Origin of the sequence: Bradyrhizobium centrolobii (assembly GCF_001641635.1) — a bacterium.
GTDB classification, from domain to species: domain Bacteria; phylum Pseudomonadota; class Alphaproteobacteria; order Rhizobiales; family Xanthobacteraceae; genus Bradyrhizobium; species Bradyrhizobium centrolobii.
The window spans coordinates 1-15,910 of the sequence record NZ_LUUB01000082.1 but is presented as its reverse complement, the minus strand read 5'-3'; the positions used below and the strand labels follow the sequence as shown (position 1 = coordinate 15,910).

Below are 15,910 nucleotides of genomic sequence, written 5' to 3'. Positions count from 1 at the left end.
GCCAATCGGCTGGTGCGCCGACTTGCTTTCTTGGAGGCAACTACGCACAGGAGGTGCTATCGTTACGCGATTTCTGGTTCCGCCGGATCACGAACACGTGGGACAGAGCGGACGTTAGCTTCAAACGAACTGATTAAGCGTATGGACACCCTCACCCTCTGGCGCCCCGTTGGCCCCATAGAACTCGAGCTGATCCAACAGACTGGAATGCGTGCGTTCCCGCCTCGCCTACCGGACCAGCCGATCTTCTATCCGGTCCTCACCGAAGACTACGCCATCAAGATCGCGCGCGACTGGAATGTCCCGGCCAGCGGCTCTGGCTTCGTAACGCGCTTCGAGATCAAGCGGAGCTTCATCGACAGGTATGACGTACAGGAGGCTGGCGGCCGCTCGCATCTGGAGTACTGGATTCCGGCGGAAGACCTCGATGCCTTCAATGCCGCGATCGTCGGAGCGATCGAGGTCGCCCGGAGCTTCCCTGAGGCTAGCACCTGAGCAAACAGTTCTCCGAGCTCTGCAGATCAGATAAGCGCCATGACAACACCCGCAGCAGCGCTGAAGGCGACGACGACGAGCGGGGGAGCGCGCCAGGCGACCAGCAGGACGAAGCCAACGAGCGCGATGGCGAAATCCCTGGGAGCGTGAACTGTGGTAGTCCACACCGGATCATACAGCGCCGCCCCCAGCACGCCCACGACGGCGGCGTTGACGCCGCGCATCATCGCCTGAGCGCCGGCGCGCTTTCGGAAGGCGTCCCAGAACGGCAGCGCGCCGAGCAGCACCAGTATCCCGGGCAGGAAGATGCCGATGAGGCCCAGAGCCGCTCCGGCGAGGCCGTGCGGCTCGGGAGCGACCACGGTGCCGAGATAGGCCGCGAAGGTGAAAAGCGGACCCGGCACGGCCTGGGCAGCGCCGTAGCCGGCCAGAAACGCGTCGTCGCTGAGCCAGCCCGGAGCGACGAAGGCTTCACGCAGCAGCGGAAGAACGACATGGCCGCCGCCGAAGACGAGTGCACCGGAACGGTAGAAGGCATCGAACAGGGCGACGCCCGTGGATCCCGTCAGGGTGCGAAGCACCGGGAGGCCCGCCAGCAGGATGAAGAAGGCCGCAAGCGCGATCAGCCCCACGCCGCGCGAGACCGGCATCTCGACGTGTCCGGACGGCGCCGGCGCTTCGCTGCGGCACAGCCACAGGCCGGCGAGTCCGCCCAGGACGATCGCCCCGATCTGCACCACTGATGATGTGCTGAGGAGGAGGATGAGCGCGGCCACCGCCGCGATCGACGCGCGCTCGCGATCAGGGCAGAGATTGCGCGCCATGCCCCAGACCGCCTGCGCGACGATGGCAACCGCTGTCAGCTTCAGCCCGTGCAGCAGCCCGGCTCCCGCCGGTCCGGTCAACGCTCCCGCTCCGTAGGCAAAGACGATGAGAGCCGCGGCCGAAGGCAGCGTAAAACCCGTCCAGGCGGCGAGTGCGCCGAGATAGCCGGCCCGCATCAGGCCGATGGAGAAGCCGACCTGGCTGCTGGCGGGCCCCGGCAGGAATTGGCACAGCCCGACCAGATCGGCGTAGGCGTGCTCGTCGATCCACTTCCGCCGCACAACGAACTCGTCGCGGAAATAACCGATGTGGGCGATTGGGCCGCCGAAGCAGGTCAGCCCGAGCTTGAGGAAAATGCGCAGCACTTCCAGCGGCGAGCCGGTTCTGGATCGACGATCGACCGAGGCATCGGCCGAAGAATTCATGTCGCTCACGACGCTTGATCCCGATCTGTCTTTATCGACTTTCGATAAAGGAAAACCGCCTTACCGACCAGTTCTAATCCTTCATGGCCTCGCCCGTGAATTCGAGGACGCGCGACTTCGCGAGCGCAAGCCCCTTCCTGCCGAGCGGCGTGGCGCGATAGAGCGTTCGTGCTGTTCGCCCGGGGTGCTCCTTGCGCGAGCGCAGATAGCCCTTGCGTTCCATGCCGTGGAGCAGCGGATAGAGCGTACCGGGACTGAGCCTGTAGCCGTGCCGCGCCAGCTCCTCGATCATCCACTGGCCGTAGATCTCATGTTCCGCGGCGTGGTGCAGAATGTGCAGCCTGATGAACCCTGTGAGCAGATCCTTGAACTTCATGCGCTCTTTTATCGGAGTTCGTAATTGGAACGACACAAGCATCCAGCCGTTAACGCGCGGTCTCTTCGGAACCGCCTTGGGTCCGTCGAAACGATATTAGCAGCGAGGAAACTGGCCCTGGCAAGTGCGGCAGATCGCGCTCCCTGGCATCATACGCAGAAGATGCAGAAGGCACTCCAGGAGATCCGCAACCATTTGCGCGAGGACATCAAGAAGGTCGACGAGCCGCAGCTGCAAGCGATGTTCGAGACCTCGGCCGAGGTTCTGGGTGGCCTCGAGACGGCGTTCAGGGACTACGAGCAGAAAAACGAAAGCGCCTGGCGCTGACCACGAGCGGGGGCCTCAATCGATTCACGCCGTAGTCCTCTGGCGTCACTCTTGTCAGGTGGCGCATCCCAGCCGCTGATCATGCCCTTGCGGATGATGAAGCGTCCGTAGCTCCTGCTGTCGCCGACCTGCACAACGTCGCCGCTTTAGCCGCAGCGCCGATCCGTCTGCGCACGACCTTACGCGCCCCAGCCTTGTCGGCTGCGCTCGCTCTGCAACTCCTATACAGTGCGCGAGCTCGCCCGATCATCGGCCACAGCAGGAGCGCGCATGTCTACGGCAATCGCGACACTCGGCGGCGTAGGTCTGTTCCTGCTTGGCATGACCGTGATGACGGAAGGCCTGAAGGCGCTGGCCGGCTCCGCCCTGCGCGCGGTGCTCAGCAAGGCGGCCTCGACGCCGCTGCTTGGCTCAGTCTGGGGCGCCATTGTCACGCTCCTGGTACAGTCCTCCAGCGCAACGACCATGACGACGATCGGTCTCGTCAGCGCGGGCTTGCTGACGTTCCAGCAAGGGTTGAGCCTCGTGTTCGGTGCGAATATCGGCACCACGGGGACCGGCTGGCTGGTCGCGCTGATCGGCGTCCGCGTCTCACTCACGGCCGCGGCACTGCCGATGATCTTCGTCGGCGCGTTGACCAAGCTTCTCGGCCGGGGACGAATCTCCGGGGTCGGCGCCGCGCTCGCAGGGTTCGGACTGGTGCTGTTTGGCCTGACGACCCTGCAGCAGGGCATGGGTGGGCTGGCGGAACAACTGCATCCGGCGGACCTGCCTGCCGTTCTCGGTAGTCCCGGGGCGCCATGGTGGTCGGGCCTGTACGGCGTGCTGGTGCTGGTGGTGATCGGATTGGTCATGACCGCGCTGATGCAATCGTCAACGGCCGCCATCGCGGTGACCTTGTCCGGCTATTTCGCAGGTGCGATCGGGCTGGACCAGGCCTGTGCGTTGATCATCGGCCAGAACATCGGAACGGCCACGAGTTCTGCCCTGGCCGCGATCGGCGCGAGCACCACCGCCAAGCGGCTGGCCATCGCCTATGTCCTTTTCAAGCTGATCGCCGCACTCATCGCGGTCCTGCTTTTTCCCGTCGTCACGCCCTTGCTCCTGCGTGCCTCGGACACGATCGACGGCGTCACGCTGCTGGCCGGATACCACACGGCGTTCAATGTCGTTGGCGTGGCGGTCCTGCTGCCGCTGATCGACAGGTTCACGCGATTGGTCGAGTGGATTCTGCCCGAGCGCGGCGCGCCGCTGACACGGAGTCTCGATCCTTCGGCGCTTGCGACCCCGATCGCGGCGGTGGAGGCGGTGCGGCTGACGATCGCGCGCGCGCTCGCAACGGTATGCCGTTCGATCGAGGCGCGACTGGCCGGCGACGCTAAACTCATACGCTTGGGGAACGACACCGTGTCGGTCCAGGACGCCACCGATGCGCTCCGCCAGGCGCAAACGTTCCTGTCCGACGTCAGCGGTCCTCCTGACACCGACGACGAGCAGGAACGACTCACCAGCACTCTCCACGCACTCGACCACGCGTCTCGACTGGCGGAAGCGGCGAGTGGCGAAGCCGATTTCGGCTCCATGGACGGCGGACCGGAGGACAAACGCGCCAGAGAGCTGTGCATCGAGGCGATGCAAGGTGCAGCCGCGATTGCGCGCAGTGTGGCGGCGCCGCCGGGCGCCGATGCATCGCCGCAAGTCGAGCCACCCCCGCCTGACGCCGACGCCATGGCCGTTCCTCGCGAGCTCTCGACCGACAAGGCTATTACCGAGCTCGAGCGCTGCACGACGCAACTTGCCGAGGTGCTGCGCACGCACCGCAGCGCGACGCTCGGCGCGGTTGCCAGCGGCACGCTCTCTGCCGACGCCGCCCTCCTTCGCGTCGAGACGGTTCGAACCCTCGAAAGGCTGTCGTACCACGCCTGGCGCTCTGCAGCTCATCTTGTCGGTCGCGGCTAGATTAAGGAGACCAGCGTCGGCTTGCGCGCATCCAATGCGCAAACGCGTTGCTTCGCCGCAGCTTCATGCACTGATCGCGCCACGTAGGCGCACACAACAAAGGGGCAGAGCGACAACGCTCTGCCCCTGCTTCATGTGAGGACTTGGAGCATGATGAGATAGAGCGAGGTCTCTGTCTTTACCTCTCCCCGACGGGGAGAGGTCGGATTGCGCAGCAATCCGGGTGAGGGGCCGCAGCGCTCAGTGAGACTGTAACCCCTCACCCGGATCGCATCTGTCGATGCGATCCGACCTCTCCCTTCGGGAGAGGTCAACTTCGGCTCACACCAACCGATGAAGAGTCAGGCGACGAGCTCGGCGAACAGGTCGGCATCGACATTGCCGCCGGAGAGCACGATCACAACGTTCCTGCCGGCGACATCGAGGCGGCCGGCCAGCAGCGCGGCAAGCCCGACCGCCCCGCCCGGCTCGACCACGAGCTTCAGCTCGCGATAGGCGAAGGCGACGGCCGCGCCAACTTCAACATCCGAAGCGGTGACGCCGCGCGCCAGCAGCTTGCTGTTGATCGCAAACGTCATCTCGCCGGGGATCAGGGCCATCAGCGCGTCGCAGATGGTGCGGCCCGCGGGCGGGTGCGGCTCGCGGTGGCCGACGGCGAGCGAGCGGGTGTGATCATCGAACGCCTCGGGCTCGGCCACGACGATCTGGGCTTGCGGATAGCGTGATTTGACCGCGGTCGCGACGCCCGCGATCAGGCCGCCGCCGGATGCCGGTGCGACAACGATGTCGGGCGCTATGCCGAGCGCCGTCATGTCATCAGCGATCTCGCGGCCGGCCGTGCCTTGCCCTGCGATCACGAAGGGATCGTCGTAGGGCTTGACCAGCGTCGCACCGCGCTTCTCGGCAATGCCGCGCGCGATCGCCTCGCGATCATCGCGGTCGCGATCATACAGCACGACCTCGGCGCCGTAGGACTTGGTGCGCTCGCGCTTGGACAGCGGCGCATCCGACGGCATCACGATGGTCGCCTGCATGTCGAGGATCTTTGCCGCCGCCGCCACGCCCTGGGCGTGGTTGCCGGAGGAGAAGGCGACGACACCGCCGCCCCGCCTGTCCTGCGGGATCGAGGAGACCTTGTTGAAGGCGCCGCGGAACTTGAAGGAGCCGGTGCGCTGGAGCATCTCCGGCTTCAGGAAGACCTTTGCGCCGACGCGCTCATTGAGCACGGGAAAGGACAACAGCGGGGTGCGGATGGCAAAGGGCGCGATCACGCGCGCTGCGGCATCGATGTCGGCGGGGCCGACCGGGAGGGGCTGTTCCGTCATGGGACGATTTGTATCGCGGCTGGCGAGGCGCGGGCAAGACACCTCCGCGCGAGGATTTTTTGGCGGTCAGGCGACGAAGCGCGCCTCTTGCGCCCCGGTCCTGCCCGGCAGCACCGCGCCAACTGCCCGGATGCTGTCGACGAAGGCCCGAGCCGAGACCTCCCAGGTGTAGTTGGCGGCGAATTCGACGCAGGCCTGCCGGGAGATGTCGAGCGCCGCAAGGCACGCGCTGCGCAGATCCTGATCCAGCGCACCGACCGGGGCATCGCCGATCACGTCACGGGGGCCCTTCACCGGGAAGGCCGCGACCGGCAGCCCGCTCGCCAGCGCTTCCAGCAGGACGAGGCCGAAGGTATCGGTTTTGCTGGGAAATACGAAGACGTCGGCCGCGGCATAGATTTCCGCGAGCGCCTCGCCATGCTTCTCCCCCAGGAAAATCGCGTCCGGATAGGCCTCTTCGAGGGAAGCGCGCGCCGGGCCGTCGCCGATGACCACCTTGGTGCCGGGCAGATCGAGGTCGAGGAAGGCCTCGAGGTTCTTCTCCACCGCGACGCGGCCGACCGAGAGGAATACGGGCGCCGGCAGGCAGAGATCGATGGCGCGCGGGTGGAACAGCCCTGTGTCGACGCCGCGCGGCCACAGCACGACATTGTCAAAACCGCGCTCGGTGAGCTCGCGGGCGAGCGCCGGCGTCGCCGCCATCACCGCCCGGCTCGCGCTGTGGAAACGGCGCAACGCGCGCCAGATCAGGGATCCCGGAACGGGCACCCTGGCGCGGACATACTCGGGAAAGCGGGTGTGGAAGCTCGTCGTGAACGGCAACCTGCGCTGGCGACAATAGCGGCGGACCATCAGGCCAATCGGCCCTTCCGTCGCGATATGGATGCTGTCGGGGCGTGCCTCCTCGATCAGCTTGGCGATCCGCGCCGGGCGGGGCATCGCCAGGCGCACGTCGCGGTAGCTCGGCATCGCAAAGGTGCGGAAAGATTGCGGCGTGAGGAACGTGAACTCGACACCGAGCGGCTTGGCCGCCTCGGCGAGCTTGGTCAGCGTCCGAACCACACCGTTGACTTGCGGGTGCCAGGCGTCGGTCGCGACCAGGATGCGCATCAAGCGGCTCTTACGGCTACCGGCGCGACGGGGACCGCCTTTCGCAGCTGATCGGCCCAGGTGATGATCTCGAAATGGCCGTCGTCGTGCTCGACGAGCGCCGTGCAGCTCTCCACCCAGTCGCCGCAGTTCATGTAGCGGATGCCGGCCTCGTCGCGGATCACGGCGTAGTGGATGTGGCCGCAGATCACGCCGTCGGCCTCATGGCGCCGCGCCTCGGCGGCGAGCGCCTGCTCGAACGCACCGATATAGTTGACGGCGTTCTTGACCTTCTGCTTGGCCCATTGCGACAGCGACCAGTAGGGCACGCCGAACATGCGGCGGAAGAAGTTGACGAAGCGATTCATCTGGATCGCGAAGTCGTAGGCCTTGTCGCCGAGATGGGCGAGCCAGCGCGCGTTCTGCACCACGAGATCGAAGATGTCGCCGTGGATGACGAGATATCGCTTGCCGTCCACGCCGGTATGGACGGTGTTCTCGACGACGTCGATGCCACCGAAATGCGTGCCGTAGTAGTTGCGCAGGAACTCGTCGTGGTTGCCGGGAATGTAGATGATCTTGGCGCCCTTGCGCGCCTTGCGCAGCAACTTCTGGACGAGGTCGTTATGCGATTGCGGCCAGTGCCAGCTCGATTTCAGCGCCCAACCGTCGACGATGTCGCCGACGAGGTAGATGGTGTCGGCGTCATGGTAGCGCAGGAAATCCAGCAGAAGGTCGGCTTGCGAACCGCGGGCCCCGAGATGCACGTCGGAGATGAACAACGTGCGAAAGCGCCGCTCCGGGCTCTCGTCACTCACATCGTAACTTCCCATGCGCCAGCCTGTAACTATGTCCCGTGACAGGGGGATGACCGATTGAACCTGTGAGGCACCCTCAGATACGAATCAAACCTCGCCTCGCCCTCCTCGCGGATATCAGCCGCATGCGACAATCAGGCGACATAGGGCCGCAACGGTCTCCGCAAAACCTCGGGGAACCCCTAGCTGAATAGGTTAACGCCAGCGGCGCTGATGCGCCGCTCCCGCTGCAATCGCGGCCAAAATCAGTAGAACCTGTGGAAATGATGGATCGGCCCATGGCCATGGCCGACGCTGAAGCGGTCGGCGGCGGCGATCGCGGCGCTGATCCAGGTCTTGGCGCTGCGCACCGCCTGCTCGAGGTCCTCGCCCTTCGCCAGACCCGCCGCGATCGCCGAGGACAGCGAGCAGCCGGTGCCATGGGTGTTCCTGGTGGCAACGCGCGGCGCGGCGAGCGCGATCGTTTTTTCCGAATCGACGAGATGGTCGATACTCTCAGGGCCCTCGCCGTGTCCGCCCTTGATCAGAACCGCGCGGCAGCCAAGCGCCAGCAGGCGGCGCCCCTGGCCCTCGATGTCGGCTGCGCTCGAAGCGACCGGCTCGCCCAGGAGAGCTGCGGCCTCCGGCAGGTTGGGGGTGAGCACGGAAGCGAGCGGGATCAGCTTCGTGCGCAAGGCCTCGACGGCATCAGCGGCGAGCAGGCGATCGCCGGAAGTTGCGACCATCACGGGATCGAGCACGACGTACCGAGGCGCCCAGCGCGAGAGCGCGGCCGCGATCGCATCGATGCTCGCAGCCTGCGCCACCATGCCGATCTTCACCGCGCCGACGTCGAGATCGGAGAACACCGCATCGATCTGCGCGGCGACGAACTCGGCCGGCACCGCATGGATGCCGGTGATGCCTTTTGTGTTCTGCGCCGTCAACGCCGTGATGGCGGAGGCACCAAAGACGCCGAGCGCGGCAAAGGTCTTCAGGTCCGCCTGAATGCCGGCGCCGCCGCTCGAATCGGAGCCGGCGATGGTGAGCGCCACGGGCGTCGTCATGGGGCGATTTTCCGCTTCCTAGGGACCATGATCCCTCCTAGCGCGCATGCCCGGGGGCAGCAAGCAAGCTTGCGCCCGGGACAGCAAGTTCGCTTGCTAAATCGGGCCGATTTTGGCCTATTAGCCGTCAGATCATGCCCTTCGGAGCAACCGCGATGGTTCCTTTTTTCGTCCAGATCAAATGCAAGCTCGGCCAGTCCTACACGGTCGCCAACGCGCTCGCCGAAGCCGAGATTGCCTCCGAGATCTATTCCACGGCCGGCGACTACGACCTGCTGGTGAAGTTCTACGTCGACAAGGATACCGACATCGGCCACTTCATCAACGAGAAGGTGCAGGTCCTGCCGGGCATCCAGGACACCCATACCATCATCACGTTCAAGGCGTTCGGAAGCAGCTAGGGCTGCTGCGCTAGCCACCCTCCTTCCGCTTCGGCGGCGTCGGTCCGTCCACCGGCGGCAGCGATTTGACGTACTCCGCCATCGCCGCGAGGTCCTGCTCCGACAACAGCGAGGTGTTCTTGATCACTCGCCTCATCGCGCCGCCGGCGCTGTCGCCGTCAGGCAGTTCGCCGGTCTTCAGGAAATAGGCGACGTCCTTCGCGCTCCAGTCGCCGAGGCGCTTCTGGGTGATGTTGGGGATCCAGCCCTCGCCTTCCGGATTGGGGCCGCCGGCAAAACGCTGTGCGCCGATGATGCCGCCGAGAAAATTGCGCGGGCTGTGACATTCCGCGCAATGGCCAAAGCTGTTCACGAGATACGCCCCGCGATTCCATTGCGGCGACCGCGCAGCGTCGGCAGCGAATGGCTTGCCGTCCATGAACAGGAACTTCCAGATGCCGACGTTGCGCCGGATGTCGAAGGGAAAGCGCACGTCATGATCGCGCACCTTGCCCGCGACGGGAGGAAGCGTCTTCAGATAGGCAAAGAGATCAAGCACGTCCTCGCGCTTCGCATGCTGATAGGAGGTATACGGAAAGGCCGGAAAATAATGCTGTCCAGCCGGCGAAACCCCTTTCGTCACCGCGTTGACGAATGCGGCTTCGTTCCATCGTCCGATGCCATCGTTCGGATCGGGAGAGATGTTGGGCGCGTAGAACGTCCCGAAGGGCGACCGGATCGCGACGCCGCCGCCGAGCCGGGTGCGATCGGGCTGGTCGGGCACGGCATGGCATGAGGCGCAGCCGCCGGCGTTGAACATCTCCTCGCCATTCGCAAAGTTCGGCGCATGGGCGAGGCCGGTGTCGGCGAGCACCGCGGTAGGCGCGCTGAGCCACCAGTAGACACCGGCCGCGGCAACCGCTGCGAGCAGCGCCACGGAAATTGTTCGTTGCAACATGCGGTCCACCCACTCGTTGCGGCGAACCTATGACCGATGTCGTTGCAACTCCAGCCACGAAGAATTTAGCCCGCCCCCGCCGGAAACGGGAATAAACTGAAATGCCCGCTGTTGGAAGTTTGGCAGGCCAATAAGGCCACCAGGGAGAGTGTCATGAACAAGACCGTCATCGCCGTGTTAGCGCTGGGTGCCGTCGCTTTTGCGGGCCCGGCCAGCGCAGAGAAGCTGAAAGCAACGCTGGACGGCAAGTCCGAGGTGCCCGCCACGACCACCAGCGGCACCGGGACGGCCGATCTCGACTACGACGCCGCCAGCAAGAAGCTGTCCTGGAAGGTGACCTATTCGGGCCTCTCCGGCCCCGCCACAGCCGCCCACTTCCACGGGCCGGCCGAGACCGGCAAGAACGCCGGCGTCGCGGTCGCGATCCCGAATGCCACCAAAAGCCCGGTCGAGGGCAGCGCGACGCTGACCGACGCGCAGGCCGCCGATCTGCTCGCCGGCAAGTACTACGTCAACATTCACACCGCCGCGAACCCCGGCGGCGAGATCCGTGGCCAGGTGACGAAGTAAGCGCAGCGCTTGCAGCAAACGAGGCCGGAGGCTCGCGGGAGCGTCCGGCCTTTTCGATTCCGATACCCGGTGCGATCTCGCATATGAGCGCACGTCCTCGCAGCGATGCTGGCCCCTCATGTCGCGGCGAAGCGTTTCAACCAATGCAACCACAAATGTCACCTGGTCTTAGGGAATTCCGTTCACATCCGAACAGTGCGCAAGCTGGCCTGGCAGGTTGGCGGCACTCTCGTCAGCCGCCGGTCCCGGATGAGACGACGACAAGCGCTCAATTCGGCTGATGACGGTTCATCCCGTCCGCGCTCCGAGTTCGGAACACGGCGACGATCTTGTCGATCCATATGCAGAACCGGTGCTGGTGACATCTGCGGGCCGGACCACTCAAGTGGCCTACGTCGTTTCCGTTGTTGCGCTCGGCCTCCTCTATGCGTGGTTCGTCCAATTCAAGCTTCAGTTGCCACAACGCCGTCGCGTGATGAGCCCGACGTTTGGCTTTGCGCAGTTCACGCCATCTCGAACGATTTCACTTTACGGTGACGGCGACAGATGCAGATACCTGCATGCGTGCAGGTTGTGCTATAAGCTGTAGCACTCGGGGAGGGGGAATCTCAAAGGAGCTGACTATGAGCAGAAGCCTTCTCGTCGGTCTCGCTATCCTCGCCCTCTCCGGTTCTACTGCGCTCGCTGCGCACCACACTCATCATCACCGTCCGATGAACGCGCAGGCCGCCGCCCCTGAGTCTCCGCCTCCGGGCGTCTGGATGGGCGGCGTGAACAGCGGCGACCATGCCATGCATCTTCGGAATCTGCACGACTCCGGCTACAACCCGAAGAATGATTTCAACGCAAACGGGAACGTAGCGGCGCAATAGCGCAAGACCTCGTCGGGTCTCATCATCTATCTTCGTCGCCACGCCTTGGAGCTGGGACGACAGCTCACGTTTGATCCTAGCGAAACCCATCACTCTCTTTGCGCGCACTGCCCGACCCGCTTTGAGGCGCCTGCCTCATGGCGTTGACGCGTCGCGTGCTCGAGGATGGGTTTCGCTTCGCGCGACTCATCCTGCGCGCTGTAGACGCATGACCGAAGCTCAAGCCTGGCTCAACGCCTGCGCGAGATCCGCGATCAGATCCGACGGATTTTCAATACCGATCGATAGCCGGATCGTGGAGTCGAGAACCCCGATTTTCCGGCGGATGTCGGCCGGAACGCCGGAATGGGTCATGGTTGCAGGCAGGCTGGCGAGCGATTCGGTTCCCCCGAGGCTCACCGCCAGCTTGAAGATTTGCAGCGCGTTCAGGAATTTCACAGCCGCCGGTTGGCCACCGACGATGTCGAATGAGAACGTGGATCCGGCACCAAGACATTGCCTTGCGAAGACACGTCCGGCCGCCGAAGCGGCCTCGTGATGACCGAGATAGTGGACCTTCGCCACCTTGGCGTGGTCGCGCAGGTAATCCGCCACGAGGTGCGCGTTGCTGTCCGCTTTCTCCATGCGAATGCTCAACGTCTCGAGGGACCGGCTGATCATCCAGCAGGAATGGGGATCCAGTTGGGTGCCGATGGCGCCTCGCAGCGCCTTGATGTCCTTCATGATCGCCTTTGAGCCGAGCGCGGCACCTGCGATAAGGTCGGAATGACCGCCGACATATTTGGTCAGCGAGTACAACGAAAGGTCTGCACCGTGCTCGATCGGCCGCTGAAACACCGGCCCGAGCAAGGTATTGTCGCACGCGATGATGGGCGCATGTCCCTGCGCTTGCCCGATCGCGTCGGCGACGCGGCGGATCATGGCGATATCGACCAGGCCATTGGTCGGGTTGGCCGGGGTTTCGATGAGGATCATCGCAATCCGGCCTTTGCGCGTGGCCGCCTCTGCCGCCTGCTTGACCGCCGTTTCGTCAATGCCGTCGGCAAAACCGACCGCGCTGATCGAAAGCCGTGCAAGCGTGTTGGCAAGCAGGGTTTCCGTTCCGCCGTAAAGTGGCTGGGAGTGCAGAATGACGTCGCCCGGCCGGACGAAGGCGAGGATCGTCGTCGCAATTGCCGCCATCCCGGACGAGAATAGCGCGCAGCTCTCGGCGCGCTCGTAGACCGAGAGCCTGTCCTCGACGATTTCGCTGTTGGGATGATTGAAGCGCGAATAGACGAGGCCGGCGCCCATCCCCTCCGGCGGCTCGCGCCGGCCGGAGACGAAATCGAAAAAATCCTGTCCGTCTTCGGCCGTCCTGAACACAAAGGTCGAGGTCAGGAAGACCGGTGGCTTGATGGCACCTTCCGAGAGTTGCGGATCGTAGCCGTAGGTCAGCATCAGCGTTTCGGGATGCAGCATATGGTTGCCGATGTGGGTCTTCGACGGAAACGGTTTTGCCATGGCCTGTCTCGCTGTTCCTGATTCAGATCCTCGCCGTGCGTTGAACTCTGCGATGGTGAAGCAAGCAGGATGCGGATGCGACGGCATCCGACAGCTCTCGTCAACGTCGCGGCGGCCGCGGTTGAAGATAGCTCATACGCGGCGCTCTGACAGCGATCCGTCAGGCCTGGCAGACAAATTTTGAAGCGATGTCCGCTTTGCCGACCAAACCGGCATCGACGCGAGGCGAAGGAACGTCGACCAAGGGCTATCAGAAGACTGGAGGAGACTGCGGGTGTTTACTGCTCATGAGAAAGTGACTGCGGATTTCGTTGGAAAGACGACTTGCTCTCCATCTCAGGTTGCGGTTGGATAGCCTTAGTTGATCAAAAATGGCAACTGAAGCGTTCGCAAGGCAGCCGATGACGCCGACGGCTCGATCATCTTTTGAACTCATCTTCGTTCATGGAACATGGGCGCGAGACGGAAAGTACGGACAGAAGGATACATACTTCGTACAAAAACTGATGGAATTCGCTGGCGCAGACGCAGGTTACCGCCGGTTCACTTGGTCTGGCCGGAACACTGTCAGCGCGCGCGAACAAGCAGCCAAGGACTTCAAACAATTCGTCGCTGAGCTTGCTCCAAAACCACCAGGTACAAAACGCCTTGCCCTGTGCCACAGTCATGGTGGCAGCGTTGCCCTCATGGCTTTCTTGGACATGGCAACGGCCTCTTCCTTCGACGGTTTGGTCAGTATCGGCACTCCATTCCTGCATGTATATCGTTTAAGGGAAGTTGAACCGTCTATCTCGCCGCCGTTCCCTCCTATCGAGGCCGCCGCAAGATGGTTAGCGCTATTTCTGTTTTGGTGGCTGGGTTTTGGAGAGCAAAATCTTGTCGCGCGTACGCTGAGCACTTTCGGTTCGATTATTGGTAACGCTATTAGTTGGATCGGCGGTCATCCTGCCCTTGCATTACTCGAAATCATAGCAGCTTCGCTTTTGATGCTTGCGATGCTTGTCTTTTGCGGCATGCTCACGATCGGTCATACGATCTTCTTGGATTGGGTTTCGGAACGGCAGTCACGCATTGCCGACATTCTCCCTTCGATCGAGGCGGCCGCAGGGTGGTTGGCGCTATTTCTGTTTTGGTGGCTGGCCTTTGGAGACCTAAATCTTTTCGAGCACACACTGAGCGCGCTCGCTTCGATTATTGGTAACGCTATCGGTTGGGTGGTTAGTCATCCCTTCCTTGCATCGGCTGGAATCATACCAGCTGTGCCGGTGATGGTTGTTCTGTACTTCATGCTGCTGATCGGTAGTTTGATATACTCCGAATGGCTTTCCGACCGGCAGCCAAGCATTACTGACGCTCCAAATGATGCGGCCTGGAAGATAAAAGAGAGGTGTCGCCTACCTCTTTCGGCGCCCGTACCCACACTTCTTCTCCGCGTACCAGCCGATGAGACTTACGGCGCACTGATCTTTTCGCGAGTGGTCTCTTTCGTCGTACTTCGGGTGTATGGCTTCATCATGTTGTCCATGGCGGCAGCAATCGATAAGTCGCGAACATGGCCCTACGTCGGTGGTTCGATAAGCCGCCTGCTCGACTGGGTCAGCCTTTTTTCGCGATGGATTCTTTCGTTCCCTGTCTCAATGCTAGCCGGCGCGGCACTGTTGCTTTTCGGACGCGAGTTCTTTCCGGTCGGCGGATATGTACTCATTTCCGCGGAAAGCACTCCTCCGGGAACATGGCAGATAACAGTTGTCCCGCCGTTGGACCGCCACGAGCGTCGCTTGGACCACCAGGAAAGGTATATACAGGCTGAGCTTGAAGAAGATCGGAAACTGATTGGCGAGCTCGAGGACGTAGTTTTTGAAGAGTGGCGGGCTGCAACTCAGGGCATCATTCATAGCCGCGGCTACACAGATCCTCGTGCCGTTTCTTTGATTACCAAATGGATGAGCAGACTTTCCTAACGCTGGTTATTCACCAATCAGACGGCTCCCAAGATATCCCGGCTTATGCTTCTGCGCTGAAGTTCGTTTGCGCAAATGTTCGCTTCGAGTCATCTGCATCGATCGGACGCGCTCTGATAATCTCTTACACACGTCCGAACTAGGGTCTGTACCTAATTAGCGCGCTCTGATTCTCTTGCACCCGAACTGATTCGGCACGGGGGCTTTGATGCGCAAGGGGCTGTTCTGGCTCAACGACAAGCAGTGGGCTCAGATAAAGCCGCATCTGCCAACGAACCAGACCGGACCGGAGCGCGAAGATGATCGACGCATCATCAGCGGTATCATCCACATGCTTCAGTGTGGCGCGCGCTGGCGCGATTGCCCGCCCGACTTTGGTCCTTACACGACGATCTACAATCGGTTCAATCGCTGGGCCAAGCGCGGACATTGGCAGGCGATCTTTGAAGCGCTCGCCCGCTGCGGCAAGGATGGCGTGACTTTGTCCATCGACTCCACCTCGATCAAGGCGCATCGCTCGGCGAGCGGCGGAAAAGGGGGGAACATGAACAGGCGATCGGCCGCTCGCGCGGCGGGCGGACCACGAAAATCCACGCGCTGAGCGACCCTGATTGCAAACCCTGCGCATTTCATCTCACTCCGGGCCAGGACGCAGATATTGCCGCAGCGCCGGCCCTTTTGGAACTCGCGCCGCCCATGTCTGCCCTCATTGGGGACAAAGGCTACGACGGCGACGGCTTTCGCGCCGAAATCGTCAATCGTGGCGCCAAGCCCGTCATTCCAAACAAATCCAACAGGGTGACCTTCCACAACTTCAGCAAGCGCATCTATAAAGGGCGCAATGTTATCGAGCGTTGCTTCTGCCGGCTCAAGGATTTCAGGCGTGTCGCAACTCGTTACGATAAACTCGCCAGAAACTTCTTGGCTGCCGTCCACATCGCAGCCATCGTCGCCTATTGGATCAATTGAGTCTGGACCCTA

The 15,910-nt window shown here is 62.9% G+C and carries 16 protein-coding genes; 8 read left to right on the top strand and 8 right to left on the bottom strand.

The features are described 5' to 3' along the window. The first annotated feature begins 141 nt into the window (after nt 1-141). A complete protein-coding gene (locus AYJ54_RS30995; RefSeq protein WP_063705099.1) occupies nt 142-495 on the top strand; it encodes a hypothetical protein in 354 nt (117 codons plus the stop codon). Nucleotides 496-521: 26 nt separating this feature from the next. Here AYJ54_RS30995 and chrA read toward each other — a convergent pair whose 3' ends face one another. Together chrA and AYJ54_RS30985 are read right to left on the bottom strand one after the other, a co-directional pair. Beyond that, nucleotides 522-1,745, bottom strand: a complete 1,224-nt coding sequence (gene chrA / locus AYJ54_RS30990; RefSeq protein WP_063705097.1) for a chromate efflux transporter — start codon at nt 1,743-1,745, stop codon at nt 522-524. Between the two features lie 73 nt (nt 1,746-1,818). Further along, on the bottom strand, nt 1,819-2,121 hold the full coding sequence (locus tag AYJ54_RS30985; protein WP_063705095.1) for a PadR family transcriptional regulator: 303 nt from the start codon (nt 2,119-2,121) through the stop codon (nt 1,819-1,821). Nucleotides 2,122-2,283: 162 nt separating this feature from the next. On the opposite strand from AYJ54_RS30985, the gene AYJ54_RS30980 reads away from it, so the two are divergent. Both AYJ54_RS30980 and AYJ54_RS30975 read left to right on the top strand, forming a co-directional pair. Then, nucleotides 2,284-2,448 (top strand): hypothetical protein, encoded by a 165-nt coding sequence (locus AYJ54_RS30980; RefSeq protein WP_245329167.1) that lies wholly within the window; start codon nt 2,284-2,286, stop codon nt 2,446-2,448. A 270-nt stretch (nt 2,449-2,718) separates the two neighbouring features. Further along, entirely contained in the window at nt 2,719-4,407 is a 1,689-nt protein-coding gene (locus AYJ54_RS30975) for a Na/Pi cotransporter family protein (protein WP_063705093.1), read from the top strand. A gap of 341 nt (nt 4,408-4,748) precedes the next feature. Here AYJ54_RS30975 and AYJ54_RS30970 read toward each other — a convergent pair whose 3' ends face one another. The 4 genes from AYJ54_RS30970 to thiD all read right to left on the bottom strand — a co-directional run bounded on the left by AYJ54_RS30970 (nt 4,749) and on the right by thiD (nt 8,685). Further along, nucleotides 4,749-5,732, bottom strand: coding sequence for a threonine/serine dehydratase family protein (locus AYJ54_RS30970; RefSeq protein ID WP_063705092.1), 984 nt, complete (start codon nt 5,730-5,732; stop codon nt 4,749-4,751). A gap of 66 nt (nt 5,733-5,798) precedes the next feature. After that, complete coding sequence (locus tag AYJ54_RS30965) at nt 5,799-6,842, bottom strand: glycosyltransferase family 4 protein (RefSeq protein ID WP_063705090.1); 1,044 nt, start codon at nt 6,840-6,842, stop codon at nt 5,799-5,801. Next, nucleotides 6,842-7,654, bottom strand: a complete 813-nt coding sequence (locus AYJ54_RS30960) for a UDP-2,3-diacylglucosamine diphosphatase (protein ID WP_063705088.1) — start codon at nt 7,652-7,654, stop codon at nt 6,842-6,844. The genes AYJ54_RS30965 and AYJ54_RS30960 overlap by 1 nt, the downstream gene beginning before the upstream one ends. A gap of 230 nt (nt 7,655-7,884) precedes the next feature. After that, a complete protein-coding gene (thiD, locus tag AYJ54_RS30955) occupies nt 7,885-8,685 on the bottom strand; it encodes a bifunctional hydroxymethylpyrimidine kinase/phosphomethylpyrimidine kinase (RefSeq protein ID WP_063705086.1) in 801 nt (266 codons plus the stop codon). Between the two features lie 155 nt (nt 8,686-8,840). Between thiD and AYJ54_RS30950 the strand changes: the two genes are divergently transcribed. Then, on the top strand, nt 8,841-9,086 hold the full coding sequence (locus AYJ54_RS30950; protein WP_063705158.1) for an Lrp/AsnC ligand binding domain-containing protein: 246 nt from the start codon (nt 8,841-8,843) through the stop codon (nt 9,084-9,086). 10 nt (nt 9,087-9,096) lie between these two features. Here the strand turns inward: AYJ54_RS30950 and AYJ54_RS30945 are convergent, their stop codons facing one another. Next, entirely contained in the window at nt 9,097-10,023 is a 927-nt protein-coding gene (locus tag AYJ54_RS30945) for a c-type cytochrome (protein WP_063705084.1), read from the bottom strand. 153 nt (nt 10,024-10,176) lie between these two features. Between AYJ54_RS30945 and AYJ54_RS30940 the strand changes: the two genes are divergently transcribed. Together AYJ54_RS30940 and AYJ54_RS49935 are read left to right on the top strand one after the other, a co-directional pair. Beyond that, on the top strand, nt 10,177-10,593 hold the full coding sequence (locus AYJ54_RS30940; RefSeq protein ID WP_063705082.1) for a CHRD domain-containing protein: 417 nt from the start codon (nt 10,177-10,179) through the stop codon (nt 10,591-10,593). A 623-nt stretch (nt 10,594-11,216) separates the two neighbouring features. Beyond that, a complete protein-coding gene (locus tag AYJ54_RS49935) occupies nt 11,217-11,465 on the top strand; it encodes a hypothetical protein (protein ID WP_136624043.1) in 249 nt (82 codons plus the stop codon). A 219-nt stretch (nt 11,466-11,684) separates the two neighbouring features. Here the strand turns inward: AYJ54_RS49935 and AYJ54_RS30930 are convergent, their stop codons facing one another. Further along, nucleotides 11,685-12,968, bottom strand: a complete 1,284-nt coding sequence (locus tag AYJ54_RS30930; protein WP_063705079.1) for a cystathionine gamma-synthase family protein — start codon at nt 12,966-12,968, stop codon at nt 11,685-11,687. 371 nt (nt 12,969-13,339) lie between these two features. Here AYJ54_RS30930 and AYJ54_RS30925 point away from each other — a divergent pair, with 371 nt between their 5' ends. Beyond that, nucleotides 13,340-14,929 carry an alpha/beta fold hydrolase gene (locus AYJ54_RS30925; protein WP_136624042.1) on the top strand — a complete coding sequence of 530 codons (1,590 nt, stop codon included), beginning with the start codon at nt 13,340-13,342 and terminating at the stop codon, nt 14,927-14,929. Between the two features lie 208 nt (nt 14,930-15,137). Next, nucleotides 15,138-15,898 (top strand): IS5 family transposase gene (locus tag AYJ54_RS47960; RefSeq protein ID WP_430641378.1). Its coding sequence is split into 2 segments (ribosomal slippage): nt 15,138-15,494 and nt 15,497-15,898, totalling 759 coding nucleotides; the frame shifts between segments, so codons are not numbered across the junction. Nucleotides 15,899-15,910: the final 12 nt, after the last annotated feature.

Bases quoted from the DNA above. Each gene is read 5' to 3' on its own strand.
- AYJ54_RS30995 (WP_063705099.1), top strand. From the start codon at position 142: ATGGACACCCTCACCCTCTGGCGCCCCGTTGGCCCCATAGAACTCGAG.
- chrA (WP_063705097.1), bottom strand. From the start codon at position 1,745: ATGAATTCTTCGGCCGATGCCTCGGTCGATCGTCGATCCAGAACCGGC.
- AYJ54_RS30985 (WP_063705095.1), bottom strand. From the start codon at position 2,121: ATGAAGTTCAAGGATCTGCTCACAGGGTTCATCAGGCTGCACATTCTG.
- AYJ54_RS30980 (WP_245329167.1), top strand. From the start codon at position 2,284: ATGCAGAAGGCACTCCAGGAGATCCGCAACCATTTGCGCGAGGACATC.
- AYJ54_RS30975 (WP_063705093.1), top strand. From the start codon at position 2,719: ATGTCTACGGCAATCGCGACACTCGGCGGCGTAGGTCTGTTCCTGCTT.
- AYJ54_RS30970 (WP_063705092.1), bottom strand. From the start codon at position 5,732: ATGACGGAACAGCCCCTCCCGGTCGGCCCCGCCGACATCGATGCCGCA.
- AYJ54_RS30965 (WP_063705090.1), bottom strand. From the start codon at position 6,842: ATGCGCATCCTGGTCGCGACCGACGCCTGGCACCCGCAAGTCAACGGT.
- AYJ54_RS30960 (WP_063705088.1), bottom strand. From the start codon at position 7,654: ATGGGAAGTTACGATGTGAGTGACGAGAGCCCGGAGCGGCGCTTTCGC.
- thiD (WP_063705086.1), bottom strand. From the start codon at position 8,685: ATGACGACGCCCGTGGCGCTCACCATCGCCGGCTCCGATTCGAGCGGC.
- AYJ54_RS30950 (WP_063705158.1), top strand. From the start codon at position 8,841: ATGGTTCCTTTTTTCGTCCAGATCAAATGCAAGCTCGGCCAGTCCTAC.
- AYJ54_RS30945 (WP_063705084.1), bottom strand. From the start codon at position 10,023: ATGTTGCAACGAACAATTTCCGTGGCGCTGCTCGCAGCGGTTGCCGCG.
- AYJ54_RS30940 (WP_063705082.1), top strand. From the start codon at position 10,177: ATGAACAAGACCGTCATCGCCGTGTTAGCGCTGGGTGCCGTCGCTTTT.
- AYJ54_RS49935 (WP_136624043.1), top strand. From the start codon at position 11,217: ATGAGCAGAAGCCTTCTCGTCGGTCTCGCTATCCTCGCCCTCTCCGGT.
- AYJ54_RS30930 (WP_063705079.1), bottom strand. From the start codon at position 12,968: ATGGCAAAACCGTTTCCGTCGAAGACCCACATCGGCAACCATATGCTG.
- AYJ54_RS30925 (WP_136624042.1), top strand. From the start codon at position 13,340: ATGGCAACTGAAGCGTTCGCAAGGCAGCCGATGACGCCGACGGCTCGA.